At 66.0% G+C, this 19,994-nt stretch carries 16 protein-coding genes; 5 read left to right on the top strand and 11 right to left on the bottom strand.

All coding sequences use genetic code 11. The annotated features are described in order from the left end of the window. Positions 1-140: 140 nt before the first annotated feature. The 6 genes from scpB to SLG_RS02790 form a co-directional block, all read right to left on the bottom strand. Complete coding sequence (gene scpB, locus SLG_RS02815; RefSeq protein WP_014074902.1) at positions 141-752, bottom strand: SMC-Scp complex subunit ScpB; 612 nt, start codon at positions 750-752, stop codon at positions 141-143. Further along, positions 749-1,618 (bottom strand): segregation and condensation protein A, encoded by an 870-nt coding sequence (locus SLG_RS02810; protein ID WP_014074901.1) that lies wholly within the window; start codon positions 1,616-1,618, stop codon positions 749-751. The genes scpB and SLG_RS02810 overlap by 4 nt, the downstream gene beginning before the upstream one ends. Then, on the bottom strand, positions 1,615-2,628 hold the full coding sequence (gene nagZ, locus SLG_RS02805; RefSeq protein ID WP_014074900.1) for a beta-N-acetylhexosaminidase: 1,014 nt from the start codon (positions 2,626-2,628) through the stop codon (positions 1,615-1,617). Before nagZ ends, SLG_RS02810 begins: the two co-directional genes overlap by 4 nt. A 28-nt stretch (positions 2,629-2,656) precedes the next feature. Next, the gene (locus SLG_RS02800; RefSeq protein WP_014074899.1) at positions 2,657-3,400 is read right to left on the bottom strand and encodes an SPOR domain-containing protein; all 744 of its coding nucleotides are present in this window, start codon (positions 3,398-3,400) and stop codon (positions 2,657-2,659) included. Continuing rightward, entirely contained in the window at positions 3,400-5,130 is a 1,731-nt protein-coding gene (argS, locus tag SLG_RS02795; RefSeq protein ID WP_014074898.1) for an arginine--tRNA ligase, read from the bottom strand. The genes SLG_RS02800 and argS overlap by 1 nt, the downstream gene beginning before the upstream one ends. Positions 5,131-5,202: 72 nt before the next feature. Further along, positions 5,203-5,856, bottom strand: coding sequence for a hypothetical protein (locus SLG_RS02790; protein WP_014074897.1), 654 nt, complete (start codon positions 5,854-5,856; stop codon positions 5,203-5,205). Between the two features lie 143 nt (positions 5,857-5,999). Here SLG_RS02790 and ispH point away from each other — a divergent pair, with 143 nt between their 5' ends. The 5 genes from ispH to SLG_RS02765 all read left to right on the top strand — a co-directional run bounded on the left by ispH (position 6,000) and on the right by SLG_RS02765 (position 9,362). Then, a complete protein-coding gene (gene ispH / locus SLG_RS02785) occupies positions 6,000-6,956 on the top strand; it encodes a 4-hydroxy-3-methylbut-2-enyl diphosphate reductase (RefSeq protein WP_014074896.1) in 957 nt (318 codons plus the stop codon). 4 nt (positions 6,957-6,960) lie between these two features. Next, positions 6,961-7,935 carry a homoserine kinase gene (gene thrB, locus SLG_RS02780; RefSeq protein ID WP_014074895.1) on the top strand — a complete coding sequence of 325 codons (975 nt, stop codon included), beginning with the start codon at positions 6,961-6,963 and terminating at the stop codon, positions 7,933-7,935. Continuing rightward, positions 7,932-8,390 (top strand): ribonuclease HI, encoded by a 459-nt coding sequence (rnhA, locus tag SLG_RS02775; RefSeq protein WP_014074894.1) that lies wholly within the window; start codon positions 7,932-7,934, stop codon positions 8,388-8,390. Before thrB ends, rnhA begins: the two co-directional genes overlap by 4 nt. A 95-nt stretch (positions 8,391-8,485) precedes the next feature. Continuing rightward, a complete protein-coding gene (locus tag SLG_RS02770) occupies positions 8,486-8,956 on the top strand; it encodes a DUF6265 family protein (protein ID WP_041391688.1) in 471 nt (156 codons plus the stop codon). 52 nt (positions 8,957-9,008) lie between these two features. Further along, the gene (locus tag SLG_RS02765) at positions 9,009-9,362 is read left to right on the top strand and encodes a YbaN family protein (protein WP_014074892.1); all 354 of its coding nucleotides are present in this window, start codon (positions 9,009-9,011) and stop codon (positions 9,360-9,362) included. A gap of 54 nt (positions 9,363-9,416) precedes the next feature. Here SLG_RS02765 and SLG_RS02760 read toward each other — a convergent pair whose 3' ends face one another. The 5 genes from SLG_RS02760 to SLG_RS02740 all read right to left on the bottom strand — a co-directional run bounded on the left by SLG_RS02760 (position 9,417) and on the right by SLG_RS02740 (position 19,890). Next, positions 9,417-11,555 (bottom strand): M3 family metallopeptidase, encoded by a 2,139-nt coding sequence (locus SLG_RS02760; protein ID WP_014074891.1) that lies wholly within the window; start codon positions 11,553-11,555, stop codon positions 9,417-9,419. A gap of 139 nt (positions 11,556-11,694) precedes the next feature. After that, complete coding sequence (gene ahpF, locus SLG_RS02755; RefSeq protein ID WP_014074890.1) at positions 11,695-13,278, bottom strand: alkyl hydroperoxide reductase subunit F; 1,584 nt, start codon at positions 13,276-13,278, stop codon at positions 11,695-11,697. A gap of 172 nt (positions 13,279-13,450) precedes the next feature. Continuing rightward, complete coding sequence (gene ahpC, locus SLG_RS02750; RefSeq protein ID WP_014074889.1) at positions 13,451-14,014, bottom strand: alkyl hydroperoxide reductase subunit C; 564 nt, start codon at positions 14,012-14,014, stop codon at positions 13,451-13,453. A 432-nt stretch (positions 14,015-14,446) separates the two neighbouring features. After that, positions 14,447-16,594 carry a PQQ-dependent dehydrogenase, methanol/ethanol family gene (locus tag SLG_RS02745; RefSeq protein ID WP_014074888.1) on the bottom strand — a complete coding sequence of 716 codons (2,148 nt, stop codon included), beginning with the start codon at positions 16,592-16,594 and terminating at the stop codon, positions 14,447-14,449. A gap of 143 nt (positions 16,595-16,737) precedes the next feature. Further along, positions 16,738-19,890: a TonB-dependent receptor domain-containing protein gene (locus tag SLG_RS02740; RefSeq protein WP_014074887.1), complete on the bottom strand. Its 3,153-nt coding sequence runs from the start codon at positions 19,888-19,890 to the stop codon at positions 16,738-16,740. Positions 19,891-19,994: the final 104 nt, after the last annotated feature.

Below are 19,994 nucleotides of genomic sequence, written 5' to 3'. Positions count from 1 at the left end.
GTCAATCCGATCTAACTAGGGCCTGCGGGCGCGATGCGCAATGCATGGCGGCGTCGATTGTCCGCCATGATGTCATGCGGGCAGCGCGCCATGCCCGGTGATCGTGACAAATCCGGGACGTCCGGCCGGAAAATCGCGAGTCACTCGTCTTCCGGCTCGTCCCGCGCTTCATCCTCGTCCTCCCCTTCCAGCAGCGAATGCGCTTCCGCGGCTTCCATGGCGAGGTCGACGGGATCGAGGAGACCGGCTGCCCGCAGATCGTCGATTCCCGGCAGATCGCGGCGACTGGCAAGGCCGAAATGGCTGAGGAAATCGGGCGTCGTGGCATAAATGAGGGGCCGCCCGGGCACTTCGCGCCGGCCCGCCGGCTGCACCCATCCCGCTTCCATGAGCACGTCAAGCGTCCCCTTCGCCACCTGCACGCCGCGAATCGCCTCGATCTCGGCGCGGCTCACCGGCTCATGATAAGCAATGATCGCCAGCGTCTCGACGGCGGCGCGGGAGAGCTTGCGCGGCTCCTCGCGCTCGCGCCGCAGGATGTGGGAAAGGTCCGCCGCGGTCTGGAAATGCCAGCGCCCCCCACGCTCGACGAGCTCGATGCCGCGCCCGGCATAATGATCGGCAAGGGCCGCGAGATGCGGCAGCGCGCTGCCTTCCAGCCCGGCATGGCGCGCGATTTCCTGCGGTGTCAGCGGCCCCTCGGCAGCGAAAAGCACGGCTTCCACCAGCCGCGCGGCCATGTCCCCCGTCATGCGCCTGCTCCCGCCGGGCGCGACGCAGCCCTAAGATAGAGCGGCTCGAAAATCCCTTCCTGCCGAAGCTCCACCCGGCCTTGCCGGGCCAGCTCCAGCGCCGCCACGAAGCTGCTCGCCAGCGCCGAGCGGCGCAGCTGCGGATCGGCCGTGTCGGGCAGGAAGCGGCCGAGCGCGGCCCAGTCGATCTCCATGCCGACCAGCCGCGAGACCCGTTCGATCGCTTCGTCCAGCGTCATCACCGGCCGGCGATGAACGATATGGATGCGCGGCGCCGTGCGCGCCTTCACCTGCCCATAAGCCTGGATGAGATCATAAAGGCTCGCGCGCCAGACGATCGCGCGCGGGCGATGCAGCCCTTCCGGCGCGGGCCGGACGAACACGTCGCGGCCGATCTGGTCGCGGGCCAGCAGCCGGGCGCCCGCCTCGCGCATCGCTTCCAGCCGCTGCAGGCGCAGATGCAGGCGCAGCGCCAGTTCCTCGGGCGAGGGATCGGGCTGGGCTTCCCGGGGCAGCAACAGGCCGGACTTGAGATAGGCCAGCCAGGCCGCCATCACGAGATAGTCCGCCGCCAGCTCCAGCCGGAGCTCGGCCGCTTCCTCGATGAAGTGCAGATATTGCTCGACAAGGGCGAGGATGGAGATTTCGCGCAGGTCCACTTTCTGCGTCCGCGCCAGTGCGAGCAGCACGTCGAGCGGCCCTTCCCAGCTCTCCACCGAGACAGTGAGCACGGCCTCCCCCGGCGCCCGGCGGACGGGCTCGTTCCAGTCGATGTCGCGGGGCGGATCGCGGGGCGGATCGCCGGCCATGCCGACCCGATCCATGTCCGCCGACGCCCCCGCCCCGGAGCCGGCGTCCCCGCTCATGCCCGTTGCGCCAGCAGGGCATCGCGCGTGGCGAGCGACAGTTCGATCGGCCAGTCCGCGTCCGGCCCGTCGGCGATCGTCTCCATCGCCCGCGCCAGTCGCTCGCGTCCGCGATCGCTCATGTCGGGCAGCCGGGCGGCGATGGCGGTCATTTCCGCCATCCGGCCCCAGCAATTGAGCGCGAGATCGCAGCCCGCCGCGATGACGCCGGCCGCCAGTTCGTCCGCCGCACCGCTCAGGGCCTTCATGTCGAGATCGTCGGACATCAGCAGCCCGTCAAAGCCGATGGCGCCGCGAATGATCTCGCCGATCACGCGCGGCGAAAGGCTGGCGGGGCGCTCCGCGTCCCAGGCAGTGTAGACGATATGGGCCGTCATGCCCGCCGGCGCGCCGTTGAGCGCGCGGAACGGCGCCATGTCGCTTTCCAGGTCCCAGCTGCTCGCGGTGACGGTGGGCAGCGCATGATGGCTGTCCACCAGCGCCCGGCCATGACCCGGCATATGCTTGACGATGCCCACCGCGCCGCCGGCCCGCAGGCCGTCCAGCGTCGCGCGGCCGAGCGCCGCGACGCGCATCGGCTCGCTGCCGAACGACCGATCGCCCACGATATCGCTGGCGCCTTCCTGCCGCACGTCCAGCACCGGCGCCGCGTCCGCCGTGATGCCGACCTCGGCCAGCATCGCGCCGAGCGCGCGCGCGTTGCAGCGCGCCGCCTCGATCGCGCTCGATGGGGCCAGCTCGTAAAGTGCGTCGAACGCGGCGGCGGGTGGATAATCCGGCCATTCCGGCGCGCGCATCCGCGCGACCCGGCCGCCTTCCTGATCGACCATTATGAACAGATCGTCGCGCCCGGCGATCTCGCGCAGCTCGCCGGTCAGCGCGCGGACCTGCGCGCGGTCGCGGATGTTGCGGCCGAAGAGGATGTAGCCCGCCGGATCGCAGGCGCGGAACAGCGCGCGCTCCGCCTCGCTCACTCGCGCGCCCGCAAGGCCGAAGATCACTGGCTTCATGGCCTGTGCCCCGGTTCCCCCATGCAGCTCAGCGGACGACCATGCAGTTTTCGCCCGCCACGCGGAGCTTGCCGCAGGTCGTCCCGGCTTCCGCGACGGAGGCCATGGGCACGCGAAGGCGGTACAGCGTCTTGCCACCGGTCTCCACCGGCTCCACCGAATGGCCGAGCGGCGTGAGATATTCGAAGCGGCCGGACAGTTTCTTCCAGACGCCTTCCGCGATCTCCTTGGAGCCGAAAGCGCCGAGCTGGATGCGCGGGGTGCCGTCGCTCGCGCTCGCGGCCGTGGTCGCAGGCTTCTTCGAGGCGACGGAGACGGTCTTGACCGGCGCGGTCACATTGGGCTTGCCGGCGGCAGGGCGGGCTGGCGGCGTCGTCGGCTCGATCGCGGCCTTGAGGTCGGTCCGCGGCGCCTCGGGCGCCTTGCTGGCGTCGATGCGGCCGGCGGCTTCGCCACCCTCGCTCGCGTCGAAGGCCGCGTCGCCTTCCCCGTCGAATTCCCGGGCATCGGAGGCATTGGCGGGGATCTTGAAACTCTGCCCCTCGGACTGGATGAGCCGGGCTTCTTCCGTTCCGCCTGCCGCGCCGTTGCGGTTCTTGAGCCAGTAGCCGCCGCCGACGATGGCACCGAGCAGAACGAGCCCGGCCAGCACGAGGCCGATCACTTTCGCGGACGAGGCGCGCTCCGGCTCTTCCTCGGCTCCGGCGGGCTCCAGCCAGGGCAGTCGGTCGCGATCGTCCAGATTGAAACCATCCCCCTGTTCGGCAGTCATCAGCTCATCTCCTCAAGCGCCGCGACACCCATCAGGGCGAGCCCGTTCCTGATAACCTGCCCGATTCCCGCGCTCAAGTGCAGTCGCGCCGCCGTGATCGCGCCATCGCTCGCGACGATGACGCGCCGCTCGGGCTGATCGTTGCCGAGATTCCACCAGCCATGGAAAGATGCAGCCAAGTCATAGAGATAGAAGGCAATTCTGTGCGGTTCGCGCGCCAGGGCGGCGCTCTCCACCACCCGCGGGAAATTCGCGAGCTGCCGGATGAGGTCCAGCTCCTCCGCCCCGAAGCGGGACAGGTCGGGCGCCGGGAGTGTGTCCGGAAATGTCTCCTTCACGCGCCGGCCGAGCGAGGAAATCCGGGCATGGGCATATTGCACGTAGAACACCGGATTGTCCTTCGAGGCTTCCACCACCTTGGCGAAGTCGAAGTCCATCTGCGCGTCCGCCTTGCGCGTGAGCATGGTGAAGCGCACGACATCCTTGCCCACTTCCTCCACCACATCGGCGAGCGTGACGAAATTGCCCGAGCGCTTGCTCATCTTCACCGGCTCGCCGTCGCGCAGCAGCCGCACCATCTGCACGAGCTTGACGTCGAACCTGGCCTTGCCGCCGGTCAGCGCTGCGACGGCGGCCTTGATGCGCTTGACGGTGCCGGCATGGTCGGCACCCCAGATGTCGATCAGCTCGTCCGCGCGGCTGGCCTTCTCGGCATGATAAGCGAGGTCGTTGCCGAAATAGGTGTACTGCCCGTTCGGCCGCTTCACCGGCCGGTCGCTGTCGTCGCCGAACTGGCTGGCGCGGAAAAGCACCATCGGCACCGGCTCCCAGTCCTCGTCGGCCTCGCCCTTGGGCTTCTCGAGCGTGCCTTCGTAGATGAGCCCCATGCCCTCGAGCCGCGCGATCGCCGCGTCCACCTTGCCGCTGCGCTGCATTTCCGCCTCGGAGGAGAAGAGGTCGTGATGGATGCCAAGAAGAGCGAGATCGTCGCGGATCATGTCCATCATCGCCGCGACGGCGCGCGTGCGGAACAGCTCCAGCCAGAGCGAATCGGCGGCGGCGACATATGTGTCGCCGAACTCGGCGGCGAGCGCCTGCCCGATGGGGACCAGATAGTCGCCGGGATAGAAGCCCTCGGGAATCTCGCCGATGTCCTCGCCCAGCGCCTCGCGATAGCGCAGGTGCACGGAGCGGGCGAGCGTCTCCACCTGGCTGCCGGCATCGTTGATATAATATTCGCGGGTGACATCGTAGCCGCTGAAGGCAAGCAGGCTGGCGAGCGCATCGCCCACCACCGCGCCGCGGCAATGGCCCATGTGCATGGGCCCCGTCGGATTGGCAGAGACATATTCGATATTGACGGTGCGGCCCGCGCCGGTGGCGGAGCGGCCATAGTCGGCGCCGCCCGCGTGGACGGCGGCCAGCTCGCCTTCCCATGCCGACCGCACGAGGCGCATGTTGATGAAGCCGGGCCCGGCAATGTCGACGCTTTCCACGTCCGGCAGCGCACTCAACCGCGCCACGATCAGCGCCGCGAGCGCGCGCGGATTGGTGCCGGCCGGCTTGGCGAGCACCATGGCGGCGTTGGTCGCCATGTCGCCATGGGCAGGGTCGCGCGGGGGCTCGACGGTCACGGCCGTCCGGTTGAGGCCGGCGGGCAGTTCTCCGGCGGCCACCATCTCGTCGAGCAGGCCGTCGAGCGCAGCGGCAGTGCGGGCAAAGATACTCATGTCATGCAGTCCTGTCAGCGGCGGCGTCCGGCGACAGGATGGTCATGATCGCCCGGCCGCCGGGAAAAAATCTCAGCGAGTGATGTTGTAGCGGAGCTGATCGGTGGTCAGGTTGAACCCCACGAGCAGCTCGAAGCTGCTTCGCTGGATCGCCGCCCGCACTTCCGGGCGCGCCAGCGGATCGAGCGCGGCGTCCGCATCGCCCGTGCGGCGGGGCTTGGTGATCATCTGCTCGATGTCCGACGGCAGCGTCGCTGCGGCGCGATTGACATAAGCGGCGGCCGTGCCGTTCGCCTCGGCGCGCAGCGACCCTTCCGCAAAATGCAGGCGGACGGTCGTCACGCGCTTGGCGATGACCTGCGTGCCGCCGCGCACCACCGTGGAGAAAACCGGCAGATCCACGTCGCGGGCCGGACCCGGATCGCGACGCAGCGCCCTCACCAGATAAGTGGCCTGGCTGTGGATTTCCTCGCCCGTGGGCGTGCAGCTGGAGCGCAGATTGGTGATGTTCGCTACGATGTCCACGGCCGCCGCATCCCGGCTCTGCGGGGGATCGAAGACCGTGATGTCGCCGGTGTGGGCAGGGATGGCGACAAGGGGGCATGCCGAACGGAACTGGATGATGCCCTGGCCTGTCGGATCGATGTCGCCCCGCTTCGCGCAGCCGGAAACAACTGCCAGCGCGCCGGCCAGAACGACGAATTTCGATGCAGCGGCGATCCGCACTATGGCCCAAACCCTTCTTCATCCGGCGCGCAAGGCGGCACCGGCTCGCAAACAAGTCCGCGCTTCTTAGTCGCGGACCCCCGGCCGCGCAACTGAAAGGAAGCGCCTTTCCCTGCGCGTTCCATGGCCCTAAAGAGCGCTACATGGCCGCATCATTAACGCTCCCGCCGCTCCACGTGCTCATCGCCGCGCCCCGTGGCTTCTGCGCGGGTGTCGACCGCGCAATCATGATCGTGGAGCGCGCGCTCGAGAAATTCGGGCCGCCGGTCTATGTCCGCCACGAGATCGTCCATAACCGCTTCGTGGTCGATGGCCTGCGCGCGCGCGGCGCCGTGTTCGTCGACGAACTCGATGAAGTGCCCGATGGCCGGCCCGTCGTCTTTTCCGCCCATGGCGTACCCAAGCTGGTGCCGGCCCATGCGCAGGCGCGCGGACTGGATTATCTGGACGCGACCTGCCCGCTCGTCTCCAAGGTCCATCGGCAGGCCGAACGGCAGGTCGAAGCCGGGCGGCATATCCTGTTCATCGGCCATGCCAATCATCCCGAAGTGATCGGGACCTTCGGCCAGGTGCCCGAGGGCACGATGACTCTCATCGAGACCGAAGCGGATGCCGAGGCGATCACGCCCGCGCCGGGCCAGTCGCTGGCGTTCCTCACCCAGACCACGCTCTCGGTGGACGACACAGCATCCATCGTCGCCATTCTCCAGCGCCGCTTCCCGGATATCGCGGCCCCCAAGGGTGAGGACATCTGTTACGCGACCTCCAACCGGCAGGCCGCCGCCAAGGAGATCGCGGCCCGGGCGCAGGCGGTCTTGGTGATCGGCGCGCCCAACAGCTCCAATTCGCTGCGCCTCGTGGAAGTGGCCGAGCGATGCGGCGCGCGCGCCCGGCTCATCCGCAGCGCGGACGATCTCGATTTCGAGTGGCTTGGGGACATCGCGACGCTTGGCCTCACTGCCGGCGCCAGCGCGCCCGAAGTGCTGGTGCGCGGCGTGATCGACGCGCTCGGCCAGCGCTTCGCCATCACCGAGGAGGAAGTGCGCACCTCGACCGAGGTGATTTCCTTCAAGCTGCCGCGCGGCCTGGAAGCAGCCTGAGCGCATGGCCGTCTATACGCAGGTTCCGGCCGAGACGCTGGCCGCTTTCCTTGAGCGCTATGACGTAGGCACGCTGGTCGCGGCCAAGGGCATCGCCGAGGGCGTGGAGAACAGCAATTATCTGGTCGACACCACCGGCGCTGACGGCACGGGCGCGCGGTTCATCCTGACGCTTTACGAGAAGCGGGTCGACGCGGCGGACCTGCCTTTCTTCATGGCCCTGCTCGATCATCTGGCCGACAAGGGCCTGCCCGTCCCCCCTGCGGTCAAGGATCGGGAAGGGCGGGAAATCCAGGAGCTGGCGGGCCGCCCCGCCTGCCTCATCCGCTTCCTGCCCGGCGTCTCGCTCTCGCACCCCACGCCCGCGCAGGCTCTCGCGGCGGGCCGGGCCATGGCGGACATGCATGCCGCCGTTGCCGATTTCACGCCCACCCGCGCCAATTCGATGGGGATGGCGAGCTGGCAGCCGCTGTTCGAGCGCTGCGGGCGCAGCCTCGACGAGATCGCGCCCGGTCTCCATGACGATCTGGGCTTTGCCATCGACGCGGTGACCGCCGCCTGGCGGCCCGGCGACTTCGATCATGTCGCGATCCATGCCGATCTTTTCCCGGACAATGTGCTGATGCTGGGGGACAAGGTCACCGGGCTGATCGATTTCTATTTCGCCTGCACGGACATCCGCGTCTACGATCTCGCCATCATGCACAGCGCCTGGTCGTTCGATGCCACGGGTCGCCATCATGACGCCGCCGTGGGGGACGGGCTGCTGCGGGGCTATGAAAGCCGCTTCCCGCTCTCGCTCTTCGAGCAGGCGCAGTTCCGCAATCTCGCGAGCGGCGCGTGTATCCGCTTCGCCCTCTCGCGCGCGTGGGACTGGCTGAACACCCCGGCAGACGCGCTGGTCACGCGCAAGGACCCGCTCGCTTATGTGCGGCGGCTGGCCCATTATGCGCCGGAGCTGGTCCGGCACACGCAATGACGCAGACGGTCCAGCTCTTCACGGATGGCGCCTGCAAGGGCAATCCCGGGCCCGGCGGCTGGGGCGCAGTGCTGCGCTTCAACGGCCATGAGAAGGAACTGTCCGGCGGGGAGGTCCACACCACCAACAACCGCATGGAACTGATGGCCGCCATCGAGGGTCTGAAAGCCCTCACGCGCCCCTGCCATGTGATCCTTTCCACCGACAGCAATTATGTGAAGGACGGCATCACCCGCTGGATTCACGGCTGGCAGCGCAATGGGTGGCGCACGGCCGACAAGAAGCCGGTCAAGAATGCGGACCTGTGGCAAGCGTTGCTGGAAGCGAGCGGGCGGCACCGGGTCGACTGGCGCTGGGTGAAAGGCCATGCCGGCCATCCCGAAAACGAGCGCGCCGACCGGCTGGCGAGCGCGGCGGCCGAAGCCGCGCGGCGGGTTCCGCAGCAACAGCTTTAGGATCGACCGCGCCTGCGCATGGCGACGATGGACGAAGCTTTGACTCCGCCCCGTCGCACGGGCAGGAAGGGGCCATGCGGTTGGGGCGGCGAAACATGCTCGTGGCGGTCATGATCCTGCCAGGCCTGCTGGCGGCGGCAGGCGCGCGGGCTGATGCGCCCGTCGTCGCGTCGCTGCCCGGCTGGATGGCCGGCTGCTGGCTCGCCGAGACGGGCGAGGCGCGCTTCAGCGAGGAATGCTGGACTACCCCGCGCGGCGCGATAATGATCGGCAGCGGCCATATGTTCGGCGGCGAGCGCAGCTACAGCTTCGAGCATATGCGCATCGTGCGCGAGGGCAGGACGATCGTCTTCATCGCGCAGCCCGGCGGCGCGCCGCCCACCCGCTTCGCACTCGACCGACAGACCCCGCCCGGCGGCCCGGAGGCGGCGTCGGTCAGCTTCGTCAATCCGGACAATGATTATCCGCAGCGCGTCACCTATCGGCTGACCGACGGCCATCTCGAAGCGGAGATCGCGATGCTGGACGGGTCGCGGCCGATGCGCTGGAGCTTCAGGCGATCCTGACGTTGTCGCTCATTCGGGGCTGGTCTACGGGCCCGCACGGTCCCCTCGCGCGATGCTGCTGAGACCGCTGTTCTTCGCAGGCGGCGCGCTCTCCGTCCTGCTCGGCACGGCGGGCATCGTCTTGCCGCTGCTGCCGACCGTGCCTTTCTTCATCCTCGCCGCGTTCTGCTTCGCGCGGAGCAGCCCCGCGCTGGAGCGGCGCCTGATCGAGTCTCCCCGCTTCGGTCCGCCGATCCGGGCATGGCGCGAGCGGGGCGCGATCAGCCGGCGGGGCAAGCGCGCGGCGCTCGTCGCCTTCGCGCTGAGCGTCGGCATCTCGCTGGCGATGGCGCCCTGGCCGTGGCCGCTCGCCTCCATCGCCGCCGCTCTTGTGTTCGGCACCTGGATATGGACGCGGCCGGAATGATCCGCCCGATGTGAAGAGGGAGCGCGGCCGGCCGCACTCCCTCTCCTCAATCCGTCACTTGCCTTTTTCGCCCGCTTCGCCGGGCACCGGGAAGCCGCGCCGGCGCAGCAGCGCATTCACGTCGGGATCGCGGCCGCGGAAGGCACGATAGGCCTCGGCGCGGTCGGTCTCGTTGCCGGTGGAGAGCAATGTCGCGTTGAAGCGCTTCGCCGTCGCGGGGTCCCAGACATTGCCGGTCTCTTCGAACGCGGCCCATGTGTCGGCGTCCATCGTCTCGGACCAGAGATAGCTGTAATAGCCCGCCGAATAGGCATCCGAAGAGAAGAGATGGCTGAACTGCGGCAGGCGGTGCCGCATGATCATCTCCTTCGGCATGCCGATTTCCGCCAGCGTCTCGCGCTCGAAGGCGTCGATGTCGGTCGGCGCGGTCGCCCGGTTGTGCAGCTTCATGTCGACGATCGCCGAGGAGAGATATTCCACGGTGGAAAAGCCCTCGTTGAAGGTCTTGCTGGCCTCGATCTTGTCGAGCAGCGCCTGCGGGATCGCTTCGCCGGTCTGGTAATGGCGCGCATAGGTCTCGAGCACATAAGGCGTGAGCAGCCAATTCTCATTCACCTGGCTCGGATATTCCACGAAGTCGCGCGGCGTGCCGCCCAGGCCCGGCCATGTGATGTCGTAGCTCAGATAATGCAGCGCGTGGCCGAACTCGTGGAACAGCGTGCTTGCATCATCGAGGCTGATGAGCGTGGGCTGGCCCGGCTGCCCCTTGGCGAAATTATTGTTGTTGGATGCCAGCACATATTCGCTGTCATTGAGGTGATTCTGGCTCTTGTAGGTCGTCATCCACGCGCCCGAGCGCTTGCCGGTGCGCGCCCAGGTGTCGAGATAGAAGAGGCCGACCACCTTGCCGTTCCGCGTCACCTCGAACGTGCGGATGTCGGGGTGGAACACCGGCACCTTGCCCGTATTCTCGGTGAAGCTGAAGCCATAGAGCCGCCCCGCCGCATCGAACATCGCGGCAACCATCTTGTCGAGCTGGAAATAGGGCTTCACCTCATTCTGGTCGAGGTCGTACTTGGCCTTGCGGACCTTCTCCGCATAGAAGCGATAGTCCCAGGGCTCGATGACGATCCTGGGCCCCTTGCCCGCCTTGGCTTCCTCATCGGCAATGGCCTGCATGTCGGCCACTTCCTGATGGACCCGCGCGACGGCCGCCGGCCACACCTTCATCATGAGGTCCATCGCCTTTTCCGGCGTGCCGGCCATGGTGTCGCGCATGCGGAAATGGGCATGGGTGGGAAAGCCGAGCAGCTTCGCCCGCTCCGCGCGCAACGCCACGATCTTGGCGATCACGGCATTATTGTCATGCGCATCGCCATTGTCGCCGCGGTTCGCGAAGGCCTTGAACACGGTCTCGCGCAGGTCGCGCCGCGTCGAGCTTTCGAGGAAGGGCGAGACGAAGCTGCGCGTGTTGACCAGCACCCAGCCCTGCACCTTGCGCTCTTCCGCGGCGGATTTCATCGTGGCGATGAAGTCGCGCTCCAGCCCCGCCAGGTCGGCCTCACTGGTGAAGGTGAGATATTTCTCCTCGTCGGCCAGCAGATTGTTGGAGAAAGTGCTGTAGAGCTGGGCCAGCTCGGTGCCGAGCCGCACCAGCTCCTTCTTCTGCGCCGCGTCGAGCTGCGCGCCATTGGCCACCAGATTGTCATAGGTGCGCTCGAGCAGGCGCATCTGCTTGGCGTCCAGCCCCAGCGTCGCGCGCTTGTCATAGAGGGCCTTCACGCGCGGGAAGTAGCGCGGGTCGAGCGTGAGCTGGCTGTAGAAAGCGCTCAGCTTCGGGCTCCAGTCGCGCTGCAGCGCGCGCACCTCGTCATTGGAGAGATTGGAGGTGTAGACGCCCCAGATCGGCATCACCCGGTCGTCGAGCGTTTCCTTCTGCATGGCGGCGATCGTGTTGTCGAAGGTGGGCGCCGCCTTGCTGGACACCACTTTCTCGAAGTCGGCCTTGATCGAGGCCATCATCGCCTCGAAGGCGGGCGGAAAGTCCGCCACCTTCACCTTGTCCCAGGCGGGCACGCCGCCATAAGGTCCGGTCCATTCGGCTGTGATGCTGTTGCTGGTCTGGGTCATGGCGGGTGTCGCGAAAACGGCGGCAAGAGCCGTCAGGGATGTGAGAACGAACCTGGCGTGCATCGATGCATATCCTTGATTGACGTTGAACCGCGCAAGAGGCGGATCGTTGACCGGAAGTCTACCGGCTCATCAAGGTGTTGCAAGGTGGAGGCGCCGGGCCGGGGAAACTCCCGGCGCCTCTTCCGCCCGGTTGTGGCTTTTATGCCGCCTTCGCCTGCTCGTCGGCAGGCGCGAGCCGGATGAGATAGTCGAAGGCCGAGAGGGCGGCGGTGGAACCCTGCCCCATGGCGATGACGATCTGCTTGTAGGGCACGGTGGTGCAGTCGCCGGCCGCGAAGATGCCCTGCTGGGACGTATGCGCCCGCGCGTCGACCTCGATCTCGCCGCGGCTGGAGAGGCCGACCGTGTCGACCAGGAACTCCGTGTTCGGCACGAGCCCGATCTGCACGAAGATACCTTCCAGCTCCAGCAGATGGGACTGCCCGCTGTTGCGATCCTTGTAGGTCAGGCCGATCACCTTCTCGCCGTCGCCATGTACTTCGGTCGTCTGGGCCGAGGTGATGACGGAGACGTTGGGCAGGCTGTAGAGCTTGCGCTGGAGCACTGCGTCGGCGCGCAGCTGGCTGTCGAACTCGATCAGCGTGACATGCGCCACGATGCCCGCCAGATCGATCGCCGCTTCCACACCGCTATTGCCCCCGCCGATCACGGCGACGCGCTTGCCCTTGAACAGCGGGCCATCGCAGTGCGGGCAATAAGCGACGCCCTTGTTGCGATACTCGTCCTCGCCCGGCACATTCATCTGCCGCCAGCGCGCGCCGGTGGAGAGGATCACGGCCTTGGCCTTCAGCGAGGCGCCGCTCTCGAGCTGCACTTCGGCATAGCCGCCGGGCGTCTTCGCCGGCACGAGCTTCTTCGCCTTCTGCACGTTCATGATGTCCACGTCATAATCCTTGACGTGCTGCTCCAGTGCGGCAGCGAGCTTGGGCCCTTCCGTGTGGGGCACGGAAATGAAGTTCTCGATGGCCATGGTGTCGAGCACCTGCCCGCCGAAGCGCTCGGCGACGATGCCGGTGCGGATGCCCTTGCGCGCGGCATAGATCGCCGCGGCCGCACCGGCCGGTCCGCCGCCCACCACGAGCACGTCGAACGGCTCCTTGGCGGCGATCTTCTCGGCCGCGCGGGCGGTCGCGCCGGTGTCCAGCTTGGCGATGATCTGCTCGATGTCCATGCGGCCGGACGCGAACACCTCGCCGTTGAGATAGACGGTCGGCACGGCCATCACCTTGCGCGCGTCCACTTCGGCCTTGAACAGGCCGCCGTCGATCGCGGTGTGGCGGATGCGCGGATTGAGCACGCTCATCAGGTTCAGCGCCTGCACCACGTCCGGGCAGTTCTGGCAGGAGAGCGAGAAATAGGTCTCGAAGACGAAGTCGCCCTCCAGCGCCTTCACTTGCGCGATCACGTCATCGTCCACCTTGGGCGGATGGCCGCCGACCTGCAGCAGGGCAAGCACCAGCGAGGTGAACTCGTGGCCGAGGGGAATGCCGGCGAAGCGCACGCTGATGTCCGTGCCCGTGCGGCGGATGAGGAAGCTGGGCTTGCGCGCATCGCCTTCGTCCGCTGCCAGCGTGACGAGGGGGCTCAGCCCTTCGATTTCGTGGAGCAGGTCGCGCAGCTCGGCCGATTTGGCGCCGCCGTCGAGCGAGGGCACCAGCTCGATCGGCAGCTTGATGTTGGCCATATAGGCCTGCAGCTGGGTCTTGATCGCGGCGTCCAACATGGTGAGCTCCTTTGGATGAAATCCCTTCTCTTCAGGAGAGGGGCCGGGGTCAGGGCGGGGTTTTCGCAGATTGCTGCGTGCGCCTCACCCCCTGCCCCTTGCCTGACAGCCAGGGGTCGGGCTGCTCCCGATCCCGGAACCCCGAAGGGCCCCGGAACCGTGGGAGAACTGATTAGATCTTGCCGACCAGGTCGAGCGAAGGCGCGAGAGTCTTCTCGCCTTCTTCCCACTTGGCGGGGCACACTTCGCCAGGATGGCTGGCCCAGTACTGAAGCGCCTTGATCTTCCGCAAAAGCTCGGTCGCGTTGCGGCCGACGCCTTCCGGCGTGACCTCGACGAGCTGGATGATGCCGTCCGGATCGACGACGAAGGTGCCGCGATCAGCAAGGCCGACGCCTTCACGCAGGATCTCGAAATTGTTCGAGATGCTGTGGTTCTGGTCGCCCAGCATGTAATAATTGATCTTGCCGATGGCCGGCGAGGTGTCATGCCATGCCTTGTGGCAGAAATGCGTGTCGGTCGAGACCGAGTAGACTTCCACGCCCATGCCCTGCAGCGTGGGATAGATGTCGGCCAGATCCTCCAGCTCCGTCGGGCAGACGAAGGTGAAGTCGGCAGGATAGAAGAAGAAGACCGCCCACTTGCCCTTCACGTCCGCGTCGGTGACGTCGACGAACTTGCCTTCCTTGAAGGCAGTGGCTGCGAACGGCTTCATCGGGGTATTGACGAGACTCATGGTCTGCTCCTTGGGTTGAATGACGACCTTTAGATAGGCGTCCGGCTTAAATGCGCAAAATTGATTAAAGTGAGCCCAAAGATCGATTCACTCGATCAATGAGCTTCCTTGGTTTTGAGGGACACACAGCGTCCCGGCCCTGAACTGGGTCAAACGCCTTGCGCTTTCAAGGCCGGGAATGGGATGGCGCGGCGGTTTTCGCAGCGATGGGGTGAACGCGCCTTTTTGTCCGGCGAAGAGGCGCGATTCCGGATTTGCCGACCTCAGCATGCAAGGTCGGCAACCTACGGTCATTCTGCTCCCCGACACTGTCCGGTTGCGCCGCTGGGAGAGCGCTTTCGGGTCGATCACTCCTGTCGCGCAGCCTGCGAGGCGACCGGCGGAGATCGACCGCCCTCGGCCGGACAGCGCATCCGAGCAAGAAGAGGCAGCTCAGTCCGCCTTGGCGTCCTTGGCTTCCTCTTCCTTCAGCAATTCCTTCGCGCGCTGGTTCAGATAGGCGCGAATGCCTTCCGCCTGCGCGGGAGTGAGATAGTCGCGGAAGCTCGCCATGCCGTTCTGCGACAAGGCGCCATCGATGACCACCTGCTGCCACACGTCCTTCTCCCGCAGCAGCGTCGAGCGCCGCAGATCCGGGTTGACCGGGCCGCCATGGCAGATCTGGCAGAAGGTGAAGAAATATTTCTGCCCGGTGGCGATCTGCGCCGCCGTGAACCGCTCGTCGCTCGGCGTCGGCTTGTCGAGCGGGATCGGCGTATAGGGCGGCAGCGTGGCCTTGCCCTTCAGCTTGAAGGCGATGATGAGGCCATTGGGCATCTTGTTCTTCATGAACGGCGTGCCCGAGGCCATGCCCATCGATCCGCCATAGCCCGCCATCACCGCGACATATTGCTCGCCATTGACGCGATAGGTGATCGGCCCGGCAAGCACGCCGCGATGCGTCTGGAAGGCCCAGAGCTTCTGCCCGTTGTCGGCCCGATAAGCCTCGAAATCGCCTTTCGCGGTGCCCTGGAAAACGAGATTGCCGGCGGTGGCCAGCGTGCCGCCGTTCCACGGCCAGTCGCGCTGCACTTCCCAGACCGGCTTCTGCGCGATCGGATCATAAGCGACCAGCTTGCCCTTCACCATGCCCTCGAGCGCCTTGCGGCGGCCTTCCACCGTGTCCGGCAGGCCGGGGAGCGGCGGCGGATCGAGGAAGGAGACGGCCGTGTTCCACCGGCCCTCATGGATCTCGAACGGCTTGGCGTCGCCATAGACCAGCGGATGCTCCATCGCGGGGATGTAAACGAGGCCGGTCTTGGGCGAATAGCTCATCGGCATCCAGGCATGGGCGCCGATGCCCGACGGGATGATGAGCTGCGGCCCGTCCTCATAGCGCACATTGGGCTTCTCGATCGGGCGGCCGGTCTTGAGATCGATGCCCTCGGCCCAGTTCTGATAGGCATAGGGCTTGGCCGAGATCAGCTTGCCGTTGGTGCGATCGACCACATAGAAGAACGCGTTCTTCGGCGCCTGCATGAAGACCTTGCGGTCCTTGCCGTCGATCTTGAGGTCGGCGAGCATGATGCCCTGCGTGGCGGTATAGTCCCATGTCTCGCCGGGATTGACCTGATAGTGCCACTTGTACTTGCCGGTATCCGGATCGAGCGCGACGATGGAGGAAAGGAACAGATTGTCGCCCTTGCCCTCGCTGCGCCATTTGTGGTTCCAGGGCGAGCCGTTGCCGACGCCGACGAGGAGCTGGTTCAGCTCCTGGTCGTAGACGACGGAATCCCACACCGTTCCGCCGCCGCCCAGCTTCCAGTAATTGTCGCCGGACCATGTCGGCCGGGCAAGCTTCTCGATGGCTTCGTCCGAGGCGGCGCCGTCCGGCCCGTCCGCCGGATTGCCCGGCACGGTGTAGAAGCGCCAGACCAGCTTGCCCGTCGCGGTGTCATAGGCCGAGACATAGCCGCGCACGCCCAGTTCCGCGCCGCTGTTGCCGATGATGACCTTGTCGCGCACCACGCGCGGCGCCATGGTGATGGTATAGGGCTTCTTCTGGTCGACGGTGATCGTTTCCCAGACCTTCTGGCCCGTCTTCGCGTCGATGGCGATGAGCCGGCCGTCGATGGTGCCGACATAGACCCGGCCCTTCCACACCGCGATGCCGCGATTGACGACGTCGCAGCAGGCATGGGCCGCCTTGGAGCCCTCATTCTCCGGATCGAACTGCCAGAGCTTCTGTCCGGTCGCGGCGTTGACGGCGACCACCTTGGACCATGCGGTGGAGGTGTAGAGGATGCCGTCCACCACGATCGGCGTGCCTTCCTGCCCGCGCGTGGTGTCCAGCTCGACGACCCATGCCGGCGACAATTCGCCGACATTGCCGTCATTGATCTGCGTGAGGTTGGAGAAGCGCTGCTCGGCATAAGTGCGGCCATAGGTCAGCCAGTTGTCGTCATCGCTTGCGGCCGCTTCGAGCCGGGCCTGGTCGATCGCGCCGGGGCCCTTGTCCGCTTCCTCCCTGCCGCCGCCGCAGCCGGCGAGGGCCAGTGCCAGCAGCGCGGTGCTCAGAAACCGCTTTGCCTGCCTTGCCATTCTTTCCCCTCCCTCGATGAACCGTCGCTTGTCCGCCTTCAGCTTCCGACCGGGGCGAGATCACAGCGCCCGGCGAGAGCAGCGCTCGCCGGATGTCTGGATGGAGGGGCCACCGGTCAGGCAGCCCCTCATCTTCCGGTCGATCAGAACTTGAAACTTCCGCCGATGTAGAACCGCCGGCCATTCAAGTCATAGAAGTAGGCGTTGAACGGGCTCGCGCCAATGCCGTTCGCCAGACCCGTGCTGGAAGCATTATATTCCACCAGCGGCGGGGCCTTGTCGAACAGATTATCCACACCCCAGCGCAGCGACGCCGTCTTTGTCACTGAGAAGCTGCCGTTCAGGTTGAACAGATCGTAGGCGGGAGCACCGACGAAGGGCGTGGCGTTATTCGACGTGTAGGCGATCGACTTGGCCGCCGGGAGATGCTGCCACTGCAGCGACACCGACACCGGACCGACACCATAGGTGAAGGTGTTGAACAACTTCCAGCGGAAGGCGCCCGGATTAAGCCCATTCTCGGCGATGGCATTGCTGCCTGCCGGGCCCAGCGTCCCCGCATATTCCACCAGCTGACCCGCCGCGCCGGCAGAAGCCGGAAGTGGAGCGGACTTGAGCGTGAGCAGATAGTTGAAGACGGTGTTGAGGCTGAACGTGCCCGGACCGACCGGGAAGGCCCAGTCGAGCTGAGCGTCGATGCCCTGCGTGCGGAAGCGACCATTGTTGAGATAGGTCACCTGCACGTTGCCGAGGGCGCCGTCTCCCGTCACGCGACCGATTGCCTGGCACTGCGCAGTAGCCGCAGCGGCAGCCGGATTGCTGGTGATCGCGGGGTTGAAGGTCGAATCGAAACAGGCGCGCTGGGCGGTGTCCAGCGTGAGCGGTCCGATCGCGTCGTCGACCTTGATGTTGTAGTAATCGACGCTCAGGCGCAAGCGGCGGAAGAACTCGTTCGACGACGGCGAGTTGATCACCGCACCCAGAGTCCAGGTCTTCGCCGTCTCGGGCTTGATGTTCGGGTTACCGACAAGAGTCGGGAATGCGAATGCCGGGCCGAGGGCGTTGTAGAACTGCGGGTCGCCGTAGAAGACGGCCGCCGTGTCTCGGCCGCTGGTGCCATCGTTCTGATTCATCAAGATCGAGCAGACCGCACGGACATTCGCCGCATTCGGATTTGCCGCAGGATTGGCGGACCAGGCCAGCGTGTTGTTGAGGCGGCAGACGTCACCGCCACCAGCTGCCGTAAAGGTCTGCTGCGGGGCAAGGTAGAGTTCGGCAACGTTAGGCGCGCGGATCGCCTTGTTGTATCCGCCGCGCACGCGGAGCCAGTCGGTGACTTCCCAGTCGCCGGCGGCCTTCCACGTAAACGCATTGCCCGTCGTGTTATAGTCCGCGTTGCGGGCGCCGAGGTTCAGCTCGAACTTCTTCACCAGCGGCAGATCCGCCAGGATCGGAATGAGCAACTCGCCATAGAGCTCCTTGCTGCGGATCGTGCCCGCCGAGCTTCCGCTCGGATAGATACCGATCGTCTGGTCAAGGAAGGACGTGCCCTGCTCGGTCAACGTATCGTTGTGGAAGTCATAGGCATTCTGACGATAGCTGGCACCGAGCGCGACCCGCGCCTGGCCAGCAGGCAGTTCGAACAGGCCGCCCTGGGCGTTCGCCTCGAACACGGTTTGCTGCATCACGGCGCGGTTGGAGAGCGGCGCGCTGATCGCGTCGATGCAATCCTGCGAGATCGGCGTGGCCTTGTTGAAAGGATCGAAGCCGCTGGTGCAGGTCGCTGAGGATGCGCCAAAGCCGCCGAATGCGGCATTCCCCTGCGCCCTGAAGCCGGCACCCCAATTTGGCGCCGAGATCACCGCGCGGAACCGCTCCAGCGAGGCCGTGCCGGTGATTAGCGAGCTGGTCTCCGATTCACCCTGCGACCCGTAGACCTCCCAAGTCCAGTCCGTGCCCGGGATCTTGCCTTCGAAGCCGGCGACCATGTTGTAGGTAAGCACGTCGGTCTTCGACTCACGGTTCATGAAGTCGAGATAATAAGTGAGCTGCCAGGGCCCCGTTGGATCCGCACGGCTGTTCAGGATCGTGGCCAACTCGGTCGGGATCGCGCGGCCGTCATTGGGGATGGCTGCCGACCAACCGTTCACCGACGGTGAGGGCTGGTTGATCGTCCGGGTTTGCACACGGGTGAATGTGCCCTGCGCGAACACGCCAACCCAGTCGTTGATCTCGTAGTTGCCGCGCGTGTAAATGTTGTAGCGCTCGAGCGGGAGCAGCAGCAACTCGTCCTGGAAGTTCTGACCCAGCGTGCCGTCGCCCTGCCTCTTGTACTTGAGGCCAGTCAGATCACCCTTAAAGCGATAGGCGCCTGCCGCCGGGCTCTGGAAGAAACCGGAGAAAGCCGTGCCATCCTCGTTGAAGTAAAGGCGCGAGCCTGCGCCGACCGCACCGGGGGCTGCCCCGGAAAAGATGGAGTTCATCACGGCTTGCGACGGCGTATTTGAACCGATCGGCTGATAGCCCGAGAAGTAGGGGAAGAACTCGTTGCCGGTGAAGCGCGGATCTTGCCACGCATCACGGAACCAGTGGCGGTCACGGCGATAGGCGGATTCACGATTGTTGACCGAGAGGCCGATGGTGATGTTGCCACGCCCGTCCTCGAAGTTCGAGCCCATGATGCCGCTGATCGAATATTCCTGACCGTCGCCTCGCTGGGAGATGCCCATCTGGGCATCGAGCTGCAGGCCCTGGAAATTCTTCTTCAGGATGAAGTTGACCACGCCGGCGACGGCGTCAGCACCATAGGTTGCCGAGGCGCCGCCAGTGATGATCTCGACACGCTCGATTGCGGCGGAAGGAATGGTGTTGATGTCGACCACGCCCAGTGCGTTGGCGGGGGTGGTACGCCGGCCGTCGACCAGCACAAGGCTGCGATTGGTGCCGAGGCCACGCAGCGAGACCGTCGCCGCGCCCGGCGTGTTTGTCGCGGTCGGCTGGATATCGCCACCCAACGAAGGCGTCTGCACCGGCGTGAAGTTCGGCAGCTTGTTGAGGTTGGTTTCCAGCGCTGCTGTGGAGCTTCGCTGAAGAAGTTCTTCGCCAGCCGTCACGATCGGGCTGTTGGCTTCATAGTCGCGGCGCACGATGCGCGAGCCGGTGACGACGATCGCCTGCTCCTCGGCGGCTTGCGGCGCTTCCTGCGCATGCACGGCCTGGGGCAGCGTGAAGACGGTGAGCGCGGTGGAACATGCCAGGGCCGCGCGCCTGCAATGGATGCCGAATATGGAAGTCATTGGTTCCTCTCCCTTACCAGTGGCCCGTCTGGTGGGCCGACCAGTCCTGGCGAACCGGACCCTCGCTGAATTGCTCATTATCGAGGTTGCCAGCGATGCTGGCG

This window comes from Sphingobium sp. SYK-6 (genome assembly GCF_000283515.1).
Classification (GTDB): domain Bacteria; phylum Pseudomonadota; class Alphaproteobacteria; order Sphingomonadales; family Sphingomonadaceae; genus Sphingobium; species Sphingobium lignivorans.
The sequence above is the reverse complement of the archived record's forward strand: the minus strand, read 5'-3'. Positions and strand labels throughout refer to the sequence as shown.